The following is a 19,619-nucleotide window of genomic DNA, read 5'->3' as shown; positions in this document are numbered from 1 at the left end:
TATGACACATTTAAAAAACTGCCAGATACCAGAGCAACTCCGTCCCTTTGTTAAGGCGATTTACCTGATGCAGGCGCCTGGCACGTGGGAGCCCCCTCCCCATTCACGAGTACTTCCCGACGGATGTGTTGAACTGTTCGTCAATATTGGCGACACCGCCGATTCATTTGAGGTGAATGGACGAAAAATAAATGGCAGTAGCTTCATCACGTCCCGAATGAACTGCTTTATGGATATTTCCAGCCCGAAGCAGGTTCACTTTATTACCGTATGGTTTTACCCGGGTCGATCCTGGCCTTTTTTCGATGTTCCAATGTCATTTGTTGCCAACCAAACAGTGTGTCTGAGCGACATTGGTAAATCGCAGGCGGAAGCGGCGAAAGAGATGGAACAAAGAGTCGAGGCTGCTTTGTCCGACGAGGAGAAGGTGCAAGCCGTTCAGGAGTTTCTTATTGAGAAATTGAGTCGAAACTATAGAGCTGAAGAGTCATTTCAATCCACTCTGACCCTCATTGAAAAATCGCTGGCCCAGGTCAGCGTTGACTCGATAGCCAGGGCAGTAGGACTCAGCCATCGGCAACTACTTAGAAAGTATGACCGGTGTTTGGGCTTGGGGCCAAAAGAATACATCAAAATGAAAAGGTTTCTCACAGCTTCTAAGTTGATGAAAGTGGCCAAATGGAGTCTCACAGACGTCGCCTACGAAGCCGGGTATTTCGACCAGGCGCATTTTATCCACGATGCAAAGCAGTTTTCCGGGATGACACCAGGCGAATTGCGGCAGGCAAAAAATGTACTTTTCTGATGTCCGATTTTTACAATTCAAGTAACAACAGCTTACCGACCTTTGTTAAAAAAACTTAAATTATGCGCAAAGTAAATCTCTACATCGCCATGAGTCTCGATGGCTACATCGCCAAAGAAGACGACAATATTGATTTTCTGTCACAAGTACAGGTGCCTGGTGAGGACTATGGCTATGCGGAATTCACCGCTGGGATCGACACGGTCATTTGGGGCAGAAAGACATACGACAAAGTATTATCATTTGGAGGAGACTTTCATCACAAGGACAAAAAGGTGTGGGTGCTATCCAATAGCAGAACCGGCAAGGATGAAAACGTTGAGTACTTTAATGACTTGGCGGCTCTCATTAAAAAACTCAAAAAGGAAAAGGGCAAGGACATCTACTGCGACGGTGGTGGCGACCTGGTGTTTGAACTGCTTAAGCATTCTTTCATTGACAGGGTAATCGTTTCGGTCATTCCTCACTTGCTGGGTAGCGGCATTAGATTGTTTAAGGGCGGCCGCCCGGAGCAAAACCTGACTTTCAAAAAAAGCCTGACTTTCCCCTCGGGGCTGGTGCAGCTATGGTACGATAAAAAGGAAAACAAAAAGGTGTAGTGCTTTGGGCTGTAGTCCCTTGCATTTAAAGTAGATTTTTCTTAATTCCAGAGTCAAAATACATCACTATGGCCTACGAATTAAAAACAAAAGTCAACGATGTAAGCGTGGAAGGCTTTCTCGACAAAGTGGAAGATGAGAAAAAACGAAATGATGCCTTTGAGGTGCTGAAGCTGATGAAAGAGGTGACTGGCGAAAAACCAAAGATGTGGGGGTCATCTATAGTTGGTTTTGGCACCTATCGCTACAAATATGCCAGTGGACAGGAAGGTGATTGGATGATAACCGGCTTCTCGCCAAGAAAAACAAGCCTTACGCTCTATATCATGCCAGGCTTTGGGCGGTACGAAGAGCTGATGCAGAAACTCGGGAAATACAAAACAGGAAAGTCGTGTCTTTATATCAACAAGTTGACCGATGTGGATCTTGGTATTCTTAAAACACTGGTCAAAGAGTCGGTGGATTATATGAATAAGAAGTACAACTCTGCTTAATATTCTCTTCGATCAACAGAAAGAAAAAAATAAAACGAAAAGAAGATTGATAAACATCAAATTTACAACTACTTTTCCGTCAATTTTTCTAGCCCTGTTATCATGATTAATAAAAGAGTTCTTGTTTGGCACTGTGTGTCTATTCTATTCCTTGCAAGTATACTTTTTACTATTTCATGTGGTGAAGAAGACCCGGAGCCCGTTCCGGTAATCTCTAGCTTCAATCCAGACAGTGGTATTGCTGGTGACACTGTGACCATTTTGGGTGAAAACTTTAGCAATTTAGCAAAAGAAAATATTGTGAAGTTCAATGAAACTGCAGCAATTGCAATTTCGGCAACCCTAACGGGCCTAGTAGTTAAGGTACCTGCTGCTGCTTCTACCGGAAAAATATCTATAACTGTAAATGGTCAGACTGGCACTTCTGATATTGCCTTCACAGTGTTTCAGTCTCCAGAAATTGCCAGTTTTTCACCATCATTTGGGCCAGTTGGGTCAGAAATAACAATCACTGGAAAAAACTTCAGTACAGCGCCAGAAGAAAATTTAGTTACGCTTGGTGGTATTCCGGTTACGGTAGCATCTTCAACCGAAACTACCTTAAATATTATAGTGCCTGAGGAAGCAATAACTGGAAAGTTCGAACTAACTGTACATCAACTTTCTACAAATTCAGCCGAAGAATTCATCGTCCCACCTATAATTGAAAGCTTTACTCCAAAAAATGGAACCATAGGGTCTACCATTGAAATAAATGGGTCAGGTTTCAGTCCTGACCCATCCAAAAACATTGTAATGTTCAATGGGGTAGCTGCAACTGTTTCGTCCTCAACTGCTAAGTCAATACTTGTGGTGGTGCCCGAACTGGCAGCGACTGGAAAAATCACTGTCACTGTGAGCAATCACACTGTTATTTCTCCCGAAGATTTTGCTGTATTACCAATGATAAGCACATTCTCACCTTCGGTTGGTGCAGTCGGGGCAACTGTGACAATTACTGGGTCAGGGTTTAGCATTTCACCCACCGGGAACTCGGTGAATATCAATGGAGTGCCTGCGATTGTCACCCAAGTGAGTGCGACGATGATAACTTTCAAAATCCCTGAAACAGCCACTTCCGGGCAAATTACAGTGACGACAGAAGGCAATGCCACAACCAGTACAGCAGTCTTTGAAGTAGTAATTGAAGCCGCCGCCGCCGGTGGCGTCGATTATGATATGGGCAACAGTATTGGAGTTGATAGTTTCGGTAATACCTACCTGATCGGCTCTTTCAGAGAAACTGCCGTTTTTGCGGGAACATCCTTAACCTCTGCAGGACTTGATGATATCTTTGTTGCTAAATACGATCCTAATTGTAACCTGATTTGGGTAAAACAAATCGGAGGTGCGGAATACGAGTTTCCTACAACGATCATAGTTGACCAGCTGGGCAATTCATATTTGGCTGGAGTGTCTAGTGACCGACCGTTGTTTGACGGCATACCAAAAGGTCAACCAGGTCGAAATCTATTTGTTACAAAATTGAATGCATCAGGAGACGTAGCATGGGTTAAAACCTTTGCGTCGAATAGCTCACAGATGCCTTCATTTAATTCCATGGCGTCAGATCAAGCAGGAAATCTATATCTGGCTGGTGGTTTTGCTGAGTCACTTTCAATTGGATCATCCAGTTTGATTTCTAACGGCGGCACCGACCTATTGATTATGAAGTTGAATTCTGCATCTGGAGATTTATTGTGGGCAAAAAATATGGGGGGAGATTCTAACGACTTTGGAAGTGCTATTGAAATTAATGCCAACCATGAGTTATTCCTGGCTGGTGCGTTTTTTGAAACTACTCATTTAGGGGACAAATCTCTTACGTCATTCGGTTCTTTGGATGCATTTGTTGCAAAGCTCGATGCAGAGGGGGATCCGATTTGGGTAAAACAACTTGGAGGTAGTAACTATGATAATGTATACTCGTTAGCGGCTGATAATCAAGGAAACCTGTACGGGGTGGGGTACTTTACTGGACAAGCTACGCTTGGTTCAGTCTCTATTGCTGGTCAAGGAAACGAAGATATCCTTATTGCTAAATTCGGGACTTCCTCAGGCGATCTGGTTTGGGTGAAAACTGAAGGAGGGTATAATTACGACAACGCTCGATCCGTTGACCTCGATAATAACGGGAATATTTATGTAACTGGATACTTCTCAACCAGCGCCTTTGACGATTTTGGTCTCACTACAGAAATGAACAGTCGTGATGCCTTTGTAGCCAAATACAACCCGAGTGGCGAAATTCTTTGGGCTCAAAAAGCTGGCGGCCCGGGAGATGACTATGGTCAGGCTTTGGCTGTTGGAGCTAACGGTATTGTCCACATTACCGGAAGCTTTACTGAATCAGTTACATTTGGATCTACTGCATTAACAAGTTTCGGAGGAAGCGATATCTTTCTTTGGAAAATATGGCAAGGAGAATAACTCAATTTTCGAAGAGCCCATTACTCAAGGTCAATAACACCACTTCACCACCCTTACCTCCTCAGCAGGCATTGCTCCTGCTTCTTTTGAGCCTCTGTGCCAGCACCACATCGCCAGTTGAATCATGGTAAGCCGCAAGCTGCCGATCCTTGTCACTGCCAACGGAGTTGGTGCGAAAGGTACCGGCGTTGACAGAGGTACTTGCCCATCCGGGGCCAAGAACGGTTTCGGCGATGTGGGCCTGGCAAGCAACTATCAATAGAGTTATTTCTACTCTTGGAGATACTCTCGGCATATCGGGAGTCGTTACTGGACTAAATTATGAGAGAAAAATATTTGTTATATTTACATGCGACGGATGAAAATCATCAAGGATCATATTGACGAAATATCCACCCTATGCAAAAAGCACAAGGTAATTGAGCTGTTCGCCTTTGGTTCCATACTATCAGACTCTTTTGATGCTGACAGTGATGTCGATTTTCTGGTGAAGTTTGGTGATGTGAATTTGGCTGACTATTTCGACAACTATATGAACCTGAAAGAATCTTTGGAATCTCTACTCGGCAGAAAAGTGGATCTTTTAGAAGTCCAAACCCTTCGGAATCCTATTCTAATTAAATCTATCAATAGAACCAAGGCGCTGGTTTATGGACGAAAAGGTACTGAAGTGGCTATATGACATTGATGGCTCCATCAATGAAATTGAAAGCTATTTCGACGGGCAAGCACACGACTTTATCAGCTACCAAAGAAATCTTCTTTTGAAGAGAGGTGTCGAGAGAAATCTGGAAATTATTGGCGAAGCCGTTCGAAGGGTTCTTGACAAGGAGCCCGAATTCCCAATCACAAATGCTATCAGAATCGTTGGGTTGAGAAATCAAATCATTCATTCCTACGATAATATCTCCGATGAAAACATTTGGGCTATTTTGACCAAACACCTCCCCTTGCTAAAGTCCGAAATCAAACGCCTGATAAAAGATGCGGATATGGACTAATGCCAACCTTTTGTCCCACCCCCGACCTCCCAATCCAATCCATTCCCTATTTTTGCATGTAAATCAACCGTAAGTGCGCCAACACAATATCAAAGTCATCATTCCTGCCTTCAATGAGCAGAACGCCGTAGGTATGGTGATTGACGAGATTCCCAAAGAACTGGTATCCGAAATCATCGTAGTCGACAATGGCTCTACCGACGACACCTTTGGTCAGGCACAATCCAGAGGAGCAACTGCGCTACGAGAAGAAAAAAGAGGCTATGGCAACGCCTGCCTTTGCGGCATGCAGCACATTGCCAGCCAGGTCAGCGACCGGCCAGATATCGTGGTGTTTCTTGATGGCGACCACTCCGACTACCCTGAAGAAATGTACCAACTGGTGCAGCCGATTATCGATGGCAAGGCTGACCTTGTAATCGGTTCCCGGGCACTCGGCAAAAAAGAAAAGGGCTCAATGACACCGCAGCAAATATTTGGCAACTGGTTAGCCACCACCCTCCTCCGCTGGTTTTACGGCGTGCAGTTTACTGACCTTGGGCCTTTCCGGGCTGTGAAATATGAAAGCCTGCTGCGCATCAACATGCAGGACAAAACCTATGGCTGGACTGTAGAAATGCAGCTAAAAGCGGCTAAATTGGGAATGCAAACCACCGAGGTGCCGGTAAACTATCGGCAGCGCATTGGTGTTTCCAAAGTGTCGGGCACGGTAAAAGGCACGTTCGGAGCAGGCTACAAAATACTTTGGACAATCTTCAGGTACTTATGATCGACTGGCTGGTTATTATCGGGTACGGGCTCTCTCTGTCGCTGATCTTTCTGTTCAGCCTGGGACAGCTGCACCTGGCCATTCGCTACCGAAAAAACAAGAAGTCAACACCAGCCACCCTTGCACCACTGACAGAGTTCCCGCTGGTCACGGTACAGCTGCCTATTTATAACGAGCTCTACGTGGTGGAAAGGCTGATCAGACAAGTATGCCTGCTCAACTACCCAAAAGATAAACTGGAAATTCAAGTGCTCGACGACAGCGACGATGAGACTTGCGTTGTTGTAGACAACCTGGTTGAAGAATACAAAAAGAAGGGCTTCGACATTAAAGTGCTGCACCGACAAGAAAGAACAGGTTTCAAAGCGGGAGCCTTGCAGAGTGGACTTGAGCAGGCGCATGCTGAGTTTATTGCCATTTTCGATGCCGACTTCCTGCCAGACCCTCAATTCCTGAAGGAAACATTGCCCCATTTTACCACCCCAAAAGTGGGCATGGTGCAAACCCGCTGGGGTCATCTCAATCGCAACTACTCGTGGCTGACGAAACTACAGGCCTTCGGGCTCGACGCCCACTTTTCGGTAGAGCAAACTGGCCGTAGTGCATCGGGCAGTTTTATCAACTTCAATGGCACCGGAGGCATTTGGCGAAAGGAGTGCATTATAGACGGCGGCGGCTGGACAGCAGACACCCTCACCGAAGACCTCGACCTTAGCTACAGGGCCCAGTTGAAAGGCTGGCATTTCACTTTCCTTGAGAACGTTGAATCTCCTGCCGAACTGCCCATACTTATGCCGGCTGTAAAATCACAACAGTACCGCTGGAACAAAGGCGCTGCCGAAACCGCCAGAAAAAACCTGGGTGCTGTGCTCACATCGGCCCTGCCGCTGAAAAACAAGCTTCACGCCGTCCAGCATTTGCTCAACAGCTCCCTTTTCTTCTTCCTTTTCACTGCTTCTTTGCTAAGCCTGCCTCTGCTCTACACAATGAATCATTTGCCCACATACAGCACATTATTCAATGCGGCAAGTGTATTTGTATTAGGTTTTCTCTTTGTTAGCTATTTCTACTGGGTTGCCAGCGGCTCCTCATTTCCCAAAAAGACACTGAAATACTTCCTCGTTCATTTCCCCATGTTCATCACCTTCTCGATGGGTATGTCGCTGCACAATGCCATTGCGGTGCTTGAAGGCTGGCTCGGCATTAAGACGCCATTTTTGCGCACACCCAAATTCAATGTGCTAAAGGACAAAATATCCTGGAAAACCAATAAGTACGTCAATTGGAAGCTGACGCCTGCCATCATTGCTGAGGGGCTCCTGGCCGTTTACTTTGCCTTTGGCTTATGGTCGGCCTTCTACTTGTATGACTTTGGGCTGATATTTTTCCACCTCATGCTCACCATAGGCTTCGGAGGTATCTTCTTACTCTCAATTAAACCTTATGGGCTTGCTGCCTCAAAGGGTTAAATGGGCTATCGCCGGAGGACTCTCCTGCATGACCTATTTTTTGCTGGCCTACAAGCTTCAAAGAACAGACGCCTGGATCCTTCAGGGCTCATTCGCTTTACTTTTTCTCGCCTTCCTGGCTTTACAAAAAGCTGAATTGAAATGGATTCTTGGCCTTGCCGTCCTGTTCCGCCTGATTTTCCTATTCGCCCTCCCGGCGCTTTCTGATGACTTCTACCGGTTCATATGGGATGGCTTGCTGTGGCATCAAGGCATCCATCCATTCAGCCACCCGCCATCATTTTACATGGAAGCGGGTAATGCTATTCCCACACTGACGGCCGAGCTCTACGATGGGCTCAATTCAAAAGAATACTTCACGGTGTACCCACCTTTCCATCAACTGGTATTTTGGCTGAGCACCGCTTCCTACAACGGATCATTGATTAGCGCTGTTTTGCCCATGCGACTGATGCTCATAGGCACAGAAGTAGCCTTTCTGTTTGTCATCGCCAGCTACCTGAAGAAAACAGGCAAACCCTCGTCACTGCTGGCCATCTATGCCCTCAATCCACTGGTTATCACAGAAGTGTCTGGCAACCTTCACTTTGAAGGCATGATGGCTTTGTTTCTCATTCTTTCGATTCTTTTAATTGCCGACAGGAAATTGTTTGCCGGGCCTCTGGCACTGGCAGCAGCTATTGCCACCAAACTTACACCCGTCATTGCCGGGCCGGTGCTGATGTTTGCCGGTGGTAAAGAAAACTGGTGGAAAGTGGTGCTGGTGACCATGCTAGGTTCTCTCCTCTTTTTTCTGCCACTGATCGACCCTACCTGGCTAAGCGGGCAGGGAGAAAGCCTCGACCTGTATTTTCGAAAGTTCGAATTCAACGCCTCGTTCTACTACCTGTTCCGGGAAATGGGGTTTTGGTGGAAAGGCTACAATATCATAGCCACATTGGGGCCACGATTAGCACTCTCAGGCGGCGTTCTCATTTTGATCGTGAGTTGGACAAACTGGCCAAAAGACCGAAGTCTTTTCCAGGTACTAAGTATCGTTTTTTTCATCTACTACCTGGCGGCCACCACCGTTCACCCATGGTATGTCGTACCATTGGTAGCCCTGTCCGTGTTCTCGGGCTACAAATACCCCATTGTGTGGTCTTATGCCATTCTATGGACATATATTGGTTACACAGCGACTGGCTACGAAATTCCCTGGTGGGCCGTCATCACAGAATATTTGTTGGTCAATGGAGTTTTTATGTGGGAAGTGGTGTTACCCCAGAGAACAAAACAGGGAGCAATAAGCTTATTAAAGAGATGACAACACCAGGAAGAATACTCTTGCTCGTTTTGGCCATTGCCTTGCCACAGTTTACGCAAGCGCAAAGTGCTTACGACGTGCTCCTTTCCACGCTTTACAGCAAGTCGGTACCAACGATCTCGGCTGATTCGCTGGCAAGTATCCAACAGGCAAAAAAGCCAATATTACTTGACACAAGGGCAAAAGCTGAGTTTGATGTTAGCCATCTTTCCGGCGCCAAATGGGTAGACTACGAAACGTTCAAGCCCGAAATGGTCAAAGACATTGCCAAAGACCAGCCAATTGTGGTGTACTGCTCCGTCGGCTATCGAAGCGAAAAAATTGGAGAAAAGCTCAAAGCCCTGGGGTATACCAATGTGGAAAACCTGTACGGCGGCATTTTTGAATGGAAAAACGAAGGGCACAAAGTGGTAAACTCGAAAAACCAGGCAACCGACAGCGTGCATTGTTACAACAAGCTTTGGTCGGTATGGCTGAAGGAAGGTATAAAAGTATATGACTAAAGAAGCACTCATTATTTTTGTGAAAAATGCCGAGCTGGGCAAGGTAAAAACCCGCCTGGCCAAAGACGTTGGTGCTGAAAAAGCGCTTGAGGTTTATCTTGAGCTTTTGCAGCACACTAAAGACATCACCGCTGACCTTTCGCAAGACAAATACGTTTTCTACTCCAGCTTGATTCCGGAAGACGACATGTTCTCGCATGCCGGATACATATTGAAACAGCAAAAGGGTGATGACCTTGGCGAGCGCATGTCCAATGCCTTTGAAGAAGTGCTGGGACTTGGATATGAAAGAGTGGTGATCATAGGTAGCGATTGCCTGGAACTGGAAACCCTCTATATCGAAAAGGCTTTTGAGTGTCTTGCTTTTCGTGATTTCATCATTGGCCCTGCCCGTGATGGTGGCTACTACTTGCTGGGAATGAAAACTTTTGACAGCGGTATCTTCAAGGGCATTGAGTGGAGCACCAGCTCGGTGTACAAAAAGACAACTGACTATATTGAAAGCCAGAACAAAGACTTCCACAAGCTCCCGCCTCTGAGCGATGTGGACACCATCGATGATTTGGGGAGGCTCAAAACACTAATAATAGAATGAAGACCTACAACCCATTCCTTTTTGCTTTAGTCGTTCTGCTATTGGCAACAGCCTGCGATCAAGTATTTGACTCATCCGATGAACGGGGGCTCAACGAGTATTTCGACACAAGCTGGGCCAAAAATGAACTGTGGGACGACGGGCAGGCTGAAGTGGCCATTTACAATGCCGCCCGAACCATCTACAACAGACCTCGCTATTTCGACTATGTGTATATTTTAGTAAAAGAGGATTTTAATATCGAATACGGTGTAAAAACAGACAACTACCAGCGAGACGATCTGTATGAGGTGATGAAGGTCAATCAATTCGCTGATATCCCTACCGACAATTACCCCTACCACTTTCTTACAAGCATCTTCTTTCACAGAAACAATCCGGTGCAAATCCACAAATTCACCAACTCCAGCCAGGAATGGTGCGGCAATACTTTCAAGATACTGAAGGAAAAAGGTAGTCAGCTGGAGTACACCTACCACAGCTACTGGGACGGACAGGGCGACGACACCAAAATGCTGGATGCTACCCCGCTTTGGGAAGATCAGCTGCCTTACACCCTGCGAACCCTGAAATTCAAAGACAAGCTATGGTTCCGCATGCCGGTGTATGCCACACAAATCAACAGCCGGGCCGACATGCCCCGGGTGTACGATGCGGAGTTTAGCGTGGCGCCACTTGAAGCCATCGACTCACTGCCTGGCGGATTGCCGCAGCAAGATACCTGGCGAGTGACGGTGCAGCTAGACGATGAAAAAATTAACCAATACATCTTCACCCAATCCTATCCAAACATCCTCGTGGAAATGGTGGCCTGGGATGGCCGTAAGCTTCGATTGAAGGATTACAAGAGGAGCAAATACTGGGAGAGGTAGCGAAATACTTTGTCCTCCACAACAAAAAAAATGGTCAGAAATCGAAATTAAGCCCCACTTAAATGGTTCACTATCAGAGTCACTTTAGGAAAAGGCTACCACTGATCAAAAGTCATAGAAAGTGGGATTTTTCGGCTGGTGAAAATTGTCAGGTAGATGTCATTAAACATATACCATTACAATTTTTGTCTCCCAATGAAAGTACTGCTGGCCACCCTGCTTTTCTTCCTTTTTTCATTCACCACACCGTGCGATGACAAACCTGTCCCTCCTTGCGACGAAGCAGAGACGGTTTTTCAAACGTCAGCCATTATGAGTGCCCCCTGGGTTACTCTGGGATATCTGCCAGGCAAGGAAGTCCCTTCCTTAACCCTGTTTGACACAGAACGTCAAATCCTCAGTCTTACGGATGACTCTCATAAAAAAACAAAGCCCTTGCTGATTGTCACGGGGAGCTATACCTGCGACATAAGTCGAAAAAACCTGCCGTCACTACTGCATTTGGAAGAGAAATTCGGTTCGAAAGTAGACATCATGATAGTCTACACAATGGATGCACATCCTTACGACTCGCCAAGTCCCTATTCGCCGACAGGCGAGGTCTCTATAGCGATGGACAACGTGCGGAATAACATCAAAGCCGAACAACCCAAAACTTACAAAGAGCGAGTGGAGCTTGCAAAAGCTTGGGTAAGGGAAAATGCGATTTCAGTGCCGATATTCATCGACAACCCGCAAAATGAGTTTTGGTGGGCATTTGGGCAAGGCCCCAACATGTGCTACCTGATAAATACTGAAGGCAAGGTAGCGTTCAGAGAGCTGTGGTTCAACGAAAGGAATACAAAAAAGGCCATCAGAAACCTGCTAAATCAGCCTAAATACTGAACATTACTTCAGTTTATCCATATCCCTCACCAATATCCTCCTCCTGTCGAAATTAATCACATTTTGAGATTTTAGCTCGTTGAGGATGGTGGTCACGGTTTGGCGGCTGGTGCCTGTAAGGCTGGCAATGTCCTTGTGGGTAAATTTTGTCTTGATAAGCATTTCGTAGCCAACCTTCTGGCCTCTCTCCTCGGCCATCTCTCTTATGAAGTCAATCACCCTGCTGCGGGCGTCTTTAAACACCAGCGATTCCAGTTTGCGCTCCACCCTCTTGAGGCGAAGCCCCATCAGCTTAAAAATTCGCAAACTTAAGGCCTGATTTTCCTTCATCAGCTCCTGCATATCGTCGATGGTCATCGGGCAAACCGTCGTGTTAGGATCAAGCGCCTGCGCAAAGTCTGTCCTTCGCTCTTCGCCTGCGATCGATAGCTCGCCAAAAATTTCCCCGGCCCCAAGAATGGCCTTCAGGATTTCCTTGCCGTCCTCGGTATAGGAACCTATTTTAACCCGCCCTTCGGCAATAAGGTAAATATGACTTGATGGTTCGTTGGGAAAATAAATGAACTGATCCTTCCGGAAATGATTGAACGTGTGCCTCTCTTTCATGTCCGGTACCTTGTGAGGACAGAGCACGTTGTAAAGATCTACCTCCTCAAAATACCACAAACTGGTGCGTTCACTCATAATTGGCAGGAAATCAAGGTTGAAACAAAAGCAATTTCAGCAAAAGGAACCATATTTACCATCTAAAAAGTTCATTGCCCATGGCGTTGCAGATTAGCGAATTGAATATTTACCCAGTGAAGGGATTGAAAGGGATAAGCGTGAAAGAAACGGAGGCGCTCGAAAAAGGCTTCAGGTATGACCGGCGCTGGATGCTGACCGACACAACAGGCAAATTCATTTCGCAAAGGGAAACGCCTATGCTGGCCCTTATTCATACGGCGATCATTGGAGAATCGCTGGTCATCACCTACGAGGACAGTTCCATTATGGTACCACTGAACAGTCAACACTATTCAGGCAGCAAGGAAAAAGTGACCATTTGGGATGATGAAGTGGAAGCACGGATCGTTGGAAAAAACTTCAACGACTGGTTTTCCGACGTTCTCGGCGAAAAAGTATGGTTCTGCTTTCAGCACGAAAGCAAGAAAAGAGAAGTAGAAAAAAAATACGGAGCCAATTCCATGGTGAGCTTTGCCGATGGTTATCCCTATCTTTTTATATCCGACGCCTCGTTGAAAGACCTGAACGACAAGCTCGAACAACCCATCCCCATGAACAGGTTTCGTCCCAATATTGTAGTGGCAAATGCAAAACCGTTTGAAGAAGACACCTGGGGGAAACTTTCAGCCGGCGATGCCATTTTCCATTGCCTGAAGCCCTGCGCCAAATGCCAGATCCCCACCATCAATCAGGAAACAGGCAAAATGGGTAAGGAGCCCACAAAAACACTGGCAACATTCAGAAAACACGAGCACAAAATCCTTTTTGGTATGAATGCCGTCGTCGAAAAACAAGGAGTGGTAAAAGTGGGGGATGTTGTAACCCTTTTGTAAACACTTGCCACATCGGTGCCTGAAACGGCCTTTTCTTTTGATTTCCCCGGAGCAAGAAATACACGCTTTTATTCCGACCAAAGCAAGGACATTCGCCTTTCAGCCACTATTTTTGAGGCAAAAGGACAAGCATGTCTTATCTGTATCTCAAGGCGCTTCATATCATCTTTATTGTCACCTGGTTTGCAGGCCTGTTTTATATGGTTCGCTTGTTTATCTATCAAACAGAAACCCAGGAAAAACCGGAGCCTGAGCGCAGTATTCTCACCAAAGAATACAAGCGTATTTCGAAGCTGCTTTGGTTTGGCATTACCTGGCCTTCCGCCATTTTAACGCTGATATTCGGTCCGCTTGTGCTCAACTCCCTGGGTTGGGCCATGGCCACCCAGCCCTGGATGATCGCCAAACTGATTTTCGTTTTCCTCCTTTATGTCTATCAGTCGGTTTGTCATGTAAAATTCAGGAACCTGCAGAAGGATGTCTATAAAGACTCAGGCTACTACCTGCGCATTTTCAATGAAGTGGCCACCATTCTTCTCGTAGCCACAGTTTTCCTTGTGGTGCTCAAAAACATTGTAAGCCTGGCATGGGGCATGGGAGGACTGATCGCTTTTACCGGGGCACTCATGTTCGCCATAAGGAGTTATAAGAAGTGGAGAGAGAAAACTAATTCAAAGAGTTGAAAATGAAAAAACTAATATTCTCGGTGATAGCGGCAGCAAGCCTTAGTGCCTGCACCAATTTCGGAGGCGAAAAAAAACTACCCATCCTTGGCAGAAGGGAAGTGACGACGGTAGAAATTGATGGGGTAACAACAGCCGACACTATCTACCACACCATTGCCGACTTTAGGTTTCTCGATCAGGACAGTGCCTGGGTGACCAACGAAACGTACAATGGCAAAATCTACGTGGCTGACTTTTTCTTCACAAGCTGCCCCACCATTTGCCCGATCATGAAAACGCAGATGATTCGCATTTACGAAGCCTTTGAGGACAATCCCGAGGTAGGGTTGCTTAGCTATTCCATCGACCCCGCACATGACACCGTTGCCGTATTGCACGATTTTGCTGAGCGTCTTGGGGTAAAGAGCGACAGATGGCACTTCGTAACGGGTGATAAAGATGCCATTTACGATCTTGGAGAAACAAGTTATATGGTGGTGGCGGGGGAAGATCCTGGCGCACCGGGCGGGTATATTCACAGTGGTGCTTTCCTTCTGGTAGACAAAGATCGTCGGATAAGAGGAGTGTATGATGGCACGGTAAAAGAAGATGTGGATAAATTGATGGAAGACATGAGAACTTTACTTAAAGAATACAATAAAGAAAAATCATGAGTAGAAAGAGAATTTTAGTGCTGGCACTGGTTTCATTCGTAGCCACGGCCGTTTCCATGACAAGCTGTTCTTCAGGAGACAAAAAAGAAGAGGCTAAATCCGATGATATTTACGAAGGGCTGGACGAACGAACCAGCATCAGGCTGCGCCAGTACATGAGCGAAGGAGCACAACTGTACAAGCAAAACTGTTCTGCTTGCCATCAAACTGAAGGCCAGGGACTTGCTACCCTCATCCCACCCCTGGCTGGCTCCGACTTTCTAATGGCCGATTCCAAAAAAGCAGCCTGCATTATCAAAAACGGACAGAGCGGCAAAATAACGGTGAATGGTGTAGAGTATGATGGCGTGATGCCTCAGCTCAGCCTGAAAGACCTCGAAATAGCGGAAATACTTACCTATGTATCCAACTCGTGGGGCAACAAAAAAGGGTTGATTGATGTGAACGATGTAGCGGAGTTTTTACAAGATTGCGAAACCAAGTGATAGAAAAAGGCTGCAATTTCACAGCCTTCTATATTACTTTTTCGTACCAAGAATCGTAGATGTAACCACTTTAAGAGTAAATTATAGGACGTCAATAATTTAGAATCAGAATGATAAATCTTTAACGATTGGCATGTGGCCCTTGGAAGAACTGATAATCGCCAATAATTACAAACTCCGACTTTCAATGCGAACAGACGGAAGTATGCCTATAGAGGTTATTTATAAAAATGAACCTAGAGGGCCCTACCTAAAAAGCGTTTTCAAATTTTTTCCTCTTGGCATTAATAGCTTAGACGCATTTGCAAGCAACTATTTTTGGCTCTCCAGTCCAAATAGCTTCAATGACCCATTTGATTTTAATACAAAATTGATTGATCCAATAAGCAACAAGGTTAAAAATGAATACTCTAAAGTCGGCATCAGCTGCTTTTCAACCAAAAAAGATGATGTCCTGATGTGGGGGCATTATGCGAAAGGTTTCGATGGCTTTGCTGTCAAAATCAAGGGGCTTCCCAGGCAAAAAGCATTCGGTTCTAAAGAATTTAAGCTTCAGTATTGTGGAGAAGTAGCATACGTAAACAAAGTAATAGAGTCAAAGAAAATAAGAAGCGAGTTCCGTACTTTATACCTTTCTATCATCAAGCATAAAAGGTGGAGTTATGAAAAAGAGGTCAGGTTAGTATACATAGGGCCGGAGGGCAAGGAAAGGAAATGGACATACGACCCAAACATAGTTGAGGCAGTTTATATCGGATTCAAAGTCTTCGAAGACTTAACTCCCGAGAGAAGTCTTTTACTCAACACCATAATAGACAAATACCCTCGTTTACCAGTTTACTACGTTGAACCCAGATACGACCTCTTCAAGGTAAAATTTGAGAGAATACCAAAGAAAAAGCTTTTGGAGCTTTGCGGGAGAGTCTCCTTCGGGCGATAGTTTTATTTGTTGTATCCTTTATCTGTCACTCCGCAGGCCAAAAATAGGCTAGTACTATTCCAATGCCTTCCCCTCCTCCAGCGACTTCAGCATTTCGTCTTTTACCTTGTCGATTTTTTCCTTTTGATCCTTCAGGTAGACCAAGACTTCAGCTATTGGCGCTTCATTGTCAGGCATTTCAAACTGCCTCATCCATTCCATCATAACTTCATTGGCGTCTTCAATTCTTTTAGCTGTCTGTCTCAAAGTGTTTATTTCGGCCGAAAAGTCCTGATCAGTTAAAGCAGCCAGCGAGTCAGCCTTTGCTTGCAATGCTTTCGCCGTCTTTCTCAGCTCTCCCATCTTAGGCATTACCTCATCATGCGCCGCCATCACTTCAGCCATCAAGGCATCCTTTTGCTCCTTTTGTTCATTGGAGCACGCAGTGGCCGTTGCCACCATGAAAAGAAGAAACACCACCTTTTTCATTTTCATAGCCATTGGTTTTTTACTCTCTTCGTTTGCATCAGTTCGCCGGCCCTACCATCACAGCATCCTTCAGAATATACATCAGCTGGTTGTAATCCGTTTCATTCAGCTCAAGTTTACCTCTCACCTTAATTCCGTTGGCTGTATACTTAATTGGCTCCTTAAGATAAATTTCAATCACCGATTCAGGGCCACCGCTGCCGCAGAAAAAGCACGCCGCAACAGGCAACGACGACAGAATGATATGATCCGGCTTAAACATCCCATCGAAAGGGATGATATAACCTGGAAGCTCAATTTCCTTGCCTGCAAGTTTTTGAATCTCATCACCAAACACTGGAATGCTCAGCTCTCCATATTCGTCTTTACCTACCTTGTAAGTTACCTTAGCCAGGGTAGCCCAGTTGGCTGTAGCCAGCGATTTATTGTTGTCCTGCGCATGCGACAAATACGACATGCCAACGATAAGAAAAGCCACTGCGATGAATATTCTCTTCATAATTTATGCTCCTTTAGCAAGTACTTCAGAAATGTCAGTCTTATAGGCATTGATAGCCGGAATAAGAGAAGCTATCACTCCCAAAAGTAAACTTATATATAATATGTAAAGTTCGGAAGGCAAAAATACAAGGCCGGTTATGCTAGCAGACGACCCTTTCAAAATGAATTGAGCAAGTATTTCTACTACCCCATGGCCCAGCACAAAACCAACCCCGGCTCCCAGCAACGTGATGATAACGCCCTCCATAACAATGTGAATGAATAGCCTGAGCCTGGATGCCCCCAACGACCGCATAATGGCGAGATCATACTGCCTCTCTTTCAGCGAATTGTACAATGCTATGAAAATGCTCAGTCCAGCCATCACAATAACCAGATAAGCAAAGCCTTGCACCACATCGACCCCGATGCCAATCAATGAGAAAAGCCTGGCTGTTTCAAAAGCCGGTGAAGCTGCCTGCATGCTGCTTTGCGTATTCACCATGCGGGGAAGCTGCACTGCCGCCATCGGCCCCCGATACTGCACCAGCAATGAAGTCACCTCTTTTTCCTCAAGCTGCTCTGCCGTAACTGCTATTCCCAAAGCTTCAATCGCCACCGTATCCGGCAAGTTCTCATGCCCGTCCTCTTCTTCATCATGACCATGCATCAGCCATACACTTGGAATACTTGTTAAAATAAGGTTGTCCACCACCTTGCCCGTGGGCTGTAGTATTCCCACTACTTTATAGGCATGGGCGTCATGCGCTTCTCCCCCATCAGCCATGCCGTGTTCTCCAAAAAAGGTGTCGCCAACTGCCAGGCTCAACGTTTGTGCGGCAGCTGCCCCGAGTGTTACTTCGTAGTCGTCCGCCCAGAGTGCTCCTTCATCAAGGACCAAGCCGTACAGCTCAGCAAATCCCCTGGTCGAGCCCACAATTCTTAAAGATTTGTAGCTATCCCCCAGCGCTAGTGGAATCACGTTTTTTACCAGCCTGTTCCTGGCCAGTTTGGCTGCTTCATTGAGAGGTATGTTCCCCGTTGGGTAGTCAATATGGTAGATGCTTCCGAGTATTATTTGAAGAGGGCTGCCTTTGGCCCCCACCACAAGATCAATTCCGCTGGCATTTTCGGAGAGCTTTTCCTCCACCTGCTGACTTACAAGAAGCAAAACGACAATAATGCCTATTCCGAACGACAGCAATAGCACATTGAGTGCTGTACTCAGCGGCTTGCCTTTTATGTACTTCCAGCTTAAAACGAAAAGGTTCATATCTCTATTCAAAGCTTGAGTTGGTGCGGGAATCGACTCTTCACCCTTTGATCATGCGTGGCGATAACGAGTGTAGCATTATACACATTTGCCTGTTCTTCAAGGATATTCAAAACCTTTTCGCTGTTGTCGTCATCCAAACTGGCAGTAGGTTCATCGGCCAGAATCACTTGTGGTTTGTTTAGTACAGCCCTTGCTATCGCTATTCGCTGGGCTTCACCCTGACTTAGCTCATAGACCTTCGCATTTCTTCTATCCGACAGGTTAAGAACATCAAGCACATCCCGTATCCTTTTTTTGTCCTGAGGGAGCTCAGCCATATACTGAGCAAGCAGCAAATTGTCCTCAACTGTTAATACACTCAGCAAGTGAGGCTTTTGGAAAATAAGCCCAATATGCTTGCCCCTGAATACATCCATTCTATGACCTCCGAGTTCAGAAAGCACCTGACCTGCTACTTTCACAATACCGGCTGTCGGTGTTCGAAGCCCCGCCAGCACATGAAGCAAAGTGGTTTTGCCACACCCGGAACCGCCCAGAATCAGGCTATGCTTGCCCTGCTCGATTTCCCAATCAGGAAATATCAGATCCTTGGCTGGCCCATAGGTGTAAATAACGCTTTGTACGCTTATCATAAAACTAAGTCGGGTCAAAAATAGGGGTTAATATGTTAGCCTGAAACGATGCTTTACGAAGTTCACAGAGAATGTGCTGAGTGGTAGTGTGAGTAGTTTTTAGCGCTAAAATGAAGTTTTCACCTTTTTCGCAGCAAAAAGAATCCTTTATCCTTTTTTCAAAAAAGTGCCCTTTTATACTCAAGACACATCTTTCAACGAGAAAAGCTGAATTTCCAAATCCTTGTCATCCATGTAAGTAATCACAATACTATCACAGTTCCAGACCACCAACTCGCCGTACCTTTGAATCAGAAAAAATTAAAGAAATGACATCAACGAATTTTAGTCAGGTACTTCAGCTTGGAGAAGGTGATGAAGCTTTCATTAACACTTTTATTGAGCAAAGCACCGGGGAATTGGCAAACTATTTGTCTTGTATCAAAGAAGGGATCGAAACTAAAAATTTGTATTGGTTAAACTTCATCAAGCACAAATCAAAAACACTACTTGAGCTTTTGAGTGATGAAATGACTTCGAAGAAAATATCGACGATATCTGAGCTTGCCAGCCAGGGTCAGTGGGAACTAGACCATCAACTTGAGTCCCTGGAAAAAGAAATTTACCAGCTAATAGAAAATATAAAAACGCAACTACAAACACAGGAGGTATAAAATGACAATCTTACTCGCAT

25 protein-coding genes are annotated in these 19,619 nt (G+C 45.6%); 19 read left to right on the top strand and 6 right to left on the bottom strand.

The window, feature by feature from the left end:
• Position 1 precedes the first annotated feature (1 nt).
• From GC130_RS17595 to GC130_RS17580, 4 genes are all read left to right on the top strand, one after another.
• Entirely contained in the window at positions 2 to 805 is an 804-nt protein-coding gene (locus GC130_RS17595) for an AraC family transcriptional regulator (protein WP_151999656.1), read from the top strand.
• Between the two features lie 62 nt (positions 806 to 867).
• Positions 868 to 1,404, top strand: a complete 537-nt coding sequence (locus GC130_RS17590) for a dihydrofolate reductase family protein (RefSeq protein ID WP_151999655.1) — start codon at positions 868 to 870, stop codon at positions 1,402 to 1,404.
• Between the two features lie 68 nt (positions 1,405 to 1,472).
• Positions 1,473 to 1,898, top strand: coding sequence for a DUF1801 domain-containing protein (locus tag GC130_RS17585; RefSeq protein WP_151999654.1), 426 nt, complete (start codon positions 1,473 to 1,475; stop codon positions 1,896 to 1,898).
• Positions 1,899 to 2,000: 102 nt separating this feature from the next.
• On the top strand, positions 2,001 to 4,367 hold the full coding sequence (locus GC130_RS17580; RefSeq protein WP_151999653.1) for an IPT/TIG domain-containing protein: 2,367 nt from the start codon (positions 2,001 to 2,003) through the stop codon (positions 4,365 to 4,367).
• A gap of 61 nt (positions 4,368 to 4,428) precedes the next feature.
• Here GC130_RS17580 and GC130_RS17575 read toward each other — a convergent pair whose 3' ends face one another.
• Entirely contained in the window at positions 4,429 to 4,662 is a 234-nt protein-coding gene (locus tag GC130_RS17575; RefSeq protein ID WP_151999652.1) for a hypothetical protein, read from the bottom strand.
• A 63-nt stretch (positions 4,663 to 4,725) separates the two neighbouring features.
• Between GC130_RS17575 and GC130_RS17570 the strand changes: the two genes are divergently transcribed.
• From GC130_RS17570 to GC130_RS17530, 9 genes are all read left to right on the top strand, one after another.
• Positions 4,726 to 5,049 (top strand): nucleotidyltransferase family protein, encoded by a 324-nt coding sequence (locus GC130_RS17570; protein ID WP_151999651.1) that lies wholly within the window; start codon positions 4,726 to 4,728, stop codon positions 5,047 to 5,049.
• A complete protein-coding gene (locus GC130_RS17565; RefSeq protein WP_151999650.1) occupies positions 5,018 to 5,368 on the top strand; it encodes a DUF86 domain-containing protein in 351 nt (116 codons plus the stop codon). The genes GC130_RS17570 and GC130_RS17565 overlap by 32 nt, the downstream gene beginning before the upstream one ends.
• Before the next feature lie 73 nt (positions 5,369 to 5,441).
• Positions 5,442 to 6,137: a glycosyltransferase family 2 protein gene (locus GC130_RS17560; RefSeq protein WP_151999649.1), complete on the top strand. Its 696-nt coding sequence runs from the start codon at positions 5,442 to 5,444 to the stop codon at positions 6,135 to 6,137.
• The gene (locus GC130_RS17555; protein WP_226940535.1) at positions 6,113 to 7,606 is read left to right on the top strand and encodes a cellulose synthase family protein; all 1,494 of its coding nucleotides are present in this window, start codon (positions 6,113 to 6,115) and stop codon (positions 7,604 to 7,606) included. The genes GC130_RS17560 and GC130_RS17555 overlap by 25 nt, the downstream gene beginning before the upstream one ends.
• A complete protein-coding gene (locus GC130_RS17550) occupies positions 7,587 to 8,912 on the top strand; it encodes a hypothetical protein (RefSeq protein WP_151999647.1) in 1,326 nt (441 codons plus the stop codon). The genes GC130_RS17555 and GC130_RS17550 overlap by 20 nt, the downstream gene beginning before the upstream one ends.
• Positions 8,909 to 9,415 (top strand): rhodanese-like domain-containing protein, encoded by a 507-nt coding sequence (locus GC130_RS17545; protein ID WP_151999646.1) that lies wholly within the window; start codon positions 8,909 to 8,911, stop codon positions 9,413 to 9,415. The genes GC130_RS17550 and GC130_RS17545 overlap by 4 nt, the downstream gene beginning before the upstream one ends.
• Positions 9,408 to 10,010: a TIGR04282 family arsenosugar biosynthesis glycosyltransferase gene (locus tag GC130_RS17540; protein ID WP_151999645.1), complete on the top strand. Its 603-nt coding sequence runs from the start codon at positions 9,408 to 9,410 to the stop codon at positions 10,008 to 10,010. The genes GC130_RS17545 and GC130_RS17540 overlap by 8 nt, the downstream gene beginning before the upstream one ends.
• A complete protein-coding gene (locus tag GC130_RS17535; protein ID WP_151999644.1) occupies positions 10,007 to 10,882 on the top strand; it encodes a hypothetical protein in 876 nt (291 codons plus the stop codon). The genes GC130_RS17540 and GC130_RS17535 overlap by 4 nt, the downstream gene beginning before the upstream one ends.
• A gap of 195 nt (positions 10,883 to 11,077) precedes the next feature.
• Entirely contained in the window at positions 11,078 to 11,767 is a 690-nt protein-coding gene (locus GC130_RS17530; RefSeq protein WP_193217897.1) for a deiodinase-like protein, read from the top strand.
• A gap of 3 nt (positions 11,768 to 11,770) precedes the next feature.
• Here GC130_RS17530 and GC130_RS17525 read toward each other — a convergent pair whose 3' ends face one another.
• Positions 11,771 to 12,451 carry a Crp/Fnr family transcriptional regulator gene (locus GC130_RS17525; RefSeq protein WP_151999642.1) on the bottom strand — a complete coding sequence of 227 codons (681 nt, stop codon included), beginning with the start codon at positions 12,449 to 12,451 and terminating at the stop codon, positions 11,771 to 11,773.
• Between the two features lie 80 nt (positions 12,452 to 12,531).
• Between GC130_RS17525 and GC130_RS17520 the strand changes: the two genes are divergently transcribed.
• From GC130_RS17520 to GC130_RS17500, 5 genes are all read left to right on the top strand, one after another.
• Positions 12,532 to 13,326 (top strand): MOSC domain-containing protein, encoded by a 795-nt coding sequence (locus GC130_RS17520; RefSeq protein ID WP_151999641.1) that lies wholly within the window; start codon positions 12,532 to 12,534, stop codon positions 13,324 to 13,326.
• Positions 13,327 to 13,457: 131 nt separating this feature from the next.
• Positions 13,458 to 14,009, top strand: coding sequence for a CopD family protein (locus tag GC130_RS17515; RefSeq protein WP_151999640.1), 552 nt, complete (start codon positions 13,458 to 13,460; stop codon positions 14,007 to 14,009).
• Between the two features lie 2 nt (positions 14,010 to 14,011).
• The gene (locus GC130_RS17510; protein WP_151999639.1) at positions 14,012 to 14,665 is read left to right on the top strand and encodes an SCO family protein; all 654 of its coding nucleotides are present in this window, start codon (positions 14,012 to 14,014) and stop codon (positions 14,663 to 14,665) included.
• Positions 14,662 to 15,150: a cytochrome c gene (locus tag GC130_RS17505; RefSeq protein ID WP_151999638.1), complete on the top strand. Its 489-nt coding sequence runs from the start codon at positions 14,662 to 14,664 to the stop codon at positions 15,148 to 15,150. Before GC130_RS17510 ends, GC130_RS17505 begins: the two co-directional genes overlap by 4 nt.
• A gap of 187 nt (positions 15,151 to 15,337) precedes the next feature.
• A complete protein-coding gene (locus GC130_RS17500; protein WP_193217896.1) occupies positions 15,338 to 16,090 on the top strand; it encodes a DUF2971 domain-containing protein in 753 nt (250 codons plus the stop codon).
• A gap of 54 nt (positions 16,091 to 16,144) precedes the next feature.
• Here the strand turns inward: GC130_RS17500 and GC130_RS17495 are convergent, their stop codons facing one another.
• From GC130_RS17495 to GC130_RS17480, 4 genes are read right to left on the bottom strand one after another with little or no spacing between them, the layout of a single operon-like run.
• Positions 16,145 to 16,564 (bottom strand): hypothetical protein, encoded by a 420-nt coding sequence (locus GC130_RS17495; protein WP_151999636.1) that lies wholly within the window; start codon positions 16,562 to 16,564, stop codon positions 16,145 to 16,147.
• A 31-nt stretch (positions 16,565 to 16,595) separates the two neighbouring features.
• Positions 16,596 to 17,057, bottom strand: a complete 462-nt coding sequence (locus tag GC130_RS17490; RefSeq protein WP_151999635.1) for a hypothetical protein — start codon at positions 17,055 to 17,057, stop codon at positions 16,596 to 16,598.
• A gap of 3 nt (positions 17,058 to 17,060) precedes the next feature.
• Positions 17,061 to 18,311 carry an FtsX-like permease family protein gene (locus tag GC130_RS17485; RefSeq protein WP_151999634.1) on the bottom strand — a complete coding sequence of 417 codons (1,251 nt, stop codon included), beginning with the start codon at positions 18,309 to 18,311 and terminating at the stop codon, positions 17,061 to 17,063.
• An 8-nt stretch (positions 18,312 to 18,319) separates the two neighbouring features.
• A complete protein-coding gene (locus tag GC130_RS17480; RefSeq protein WP_151999633.1) occupies positions 18,320 to 18,946 on the bottom strand; it encodes an ABC transporter ATP-binding protein in 627 nt (208 codons plus the stop codon).
• Between the two features lie 308 nt (positions 18,947 to 19,254).
• Here GC130_RS17480 and GC130_RS17475 point away from each other — a divergent pair, with 308 nt between their 5' ends.
• Positions 19,255 to 19,599 (top strand): hypothetical protein, encoded by a 345-nt coding sequence (locus tag GC130_RS17475; RefSeq protein ID WP_151999632.1) that lies wholly within the window; start codon positions 19,255 to 19,257, stop codon positions 19,597 to 19,599.
• Positions 19,600 to 19,619: the final 20 nt, after the last annotated feature.

Source organism: Imperialibacter sp. EC-SDR9 (assembly GCF_902498805.1).
In the GTDB taxonomy this organism is placed as follows: Bacteria; Bacteroidota; Bacteroidia; order Cytophagales; family Cyclobacteriaceae; genus Imperialibacter.
This window is presented reverse-complemented; position numbering and strand designations above follow the sequence as displayed.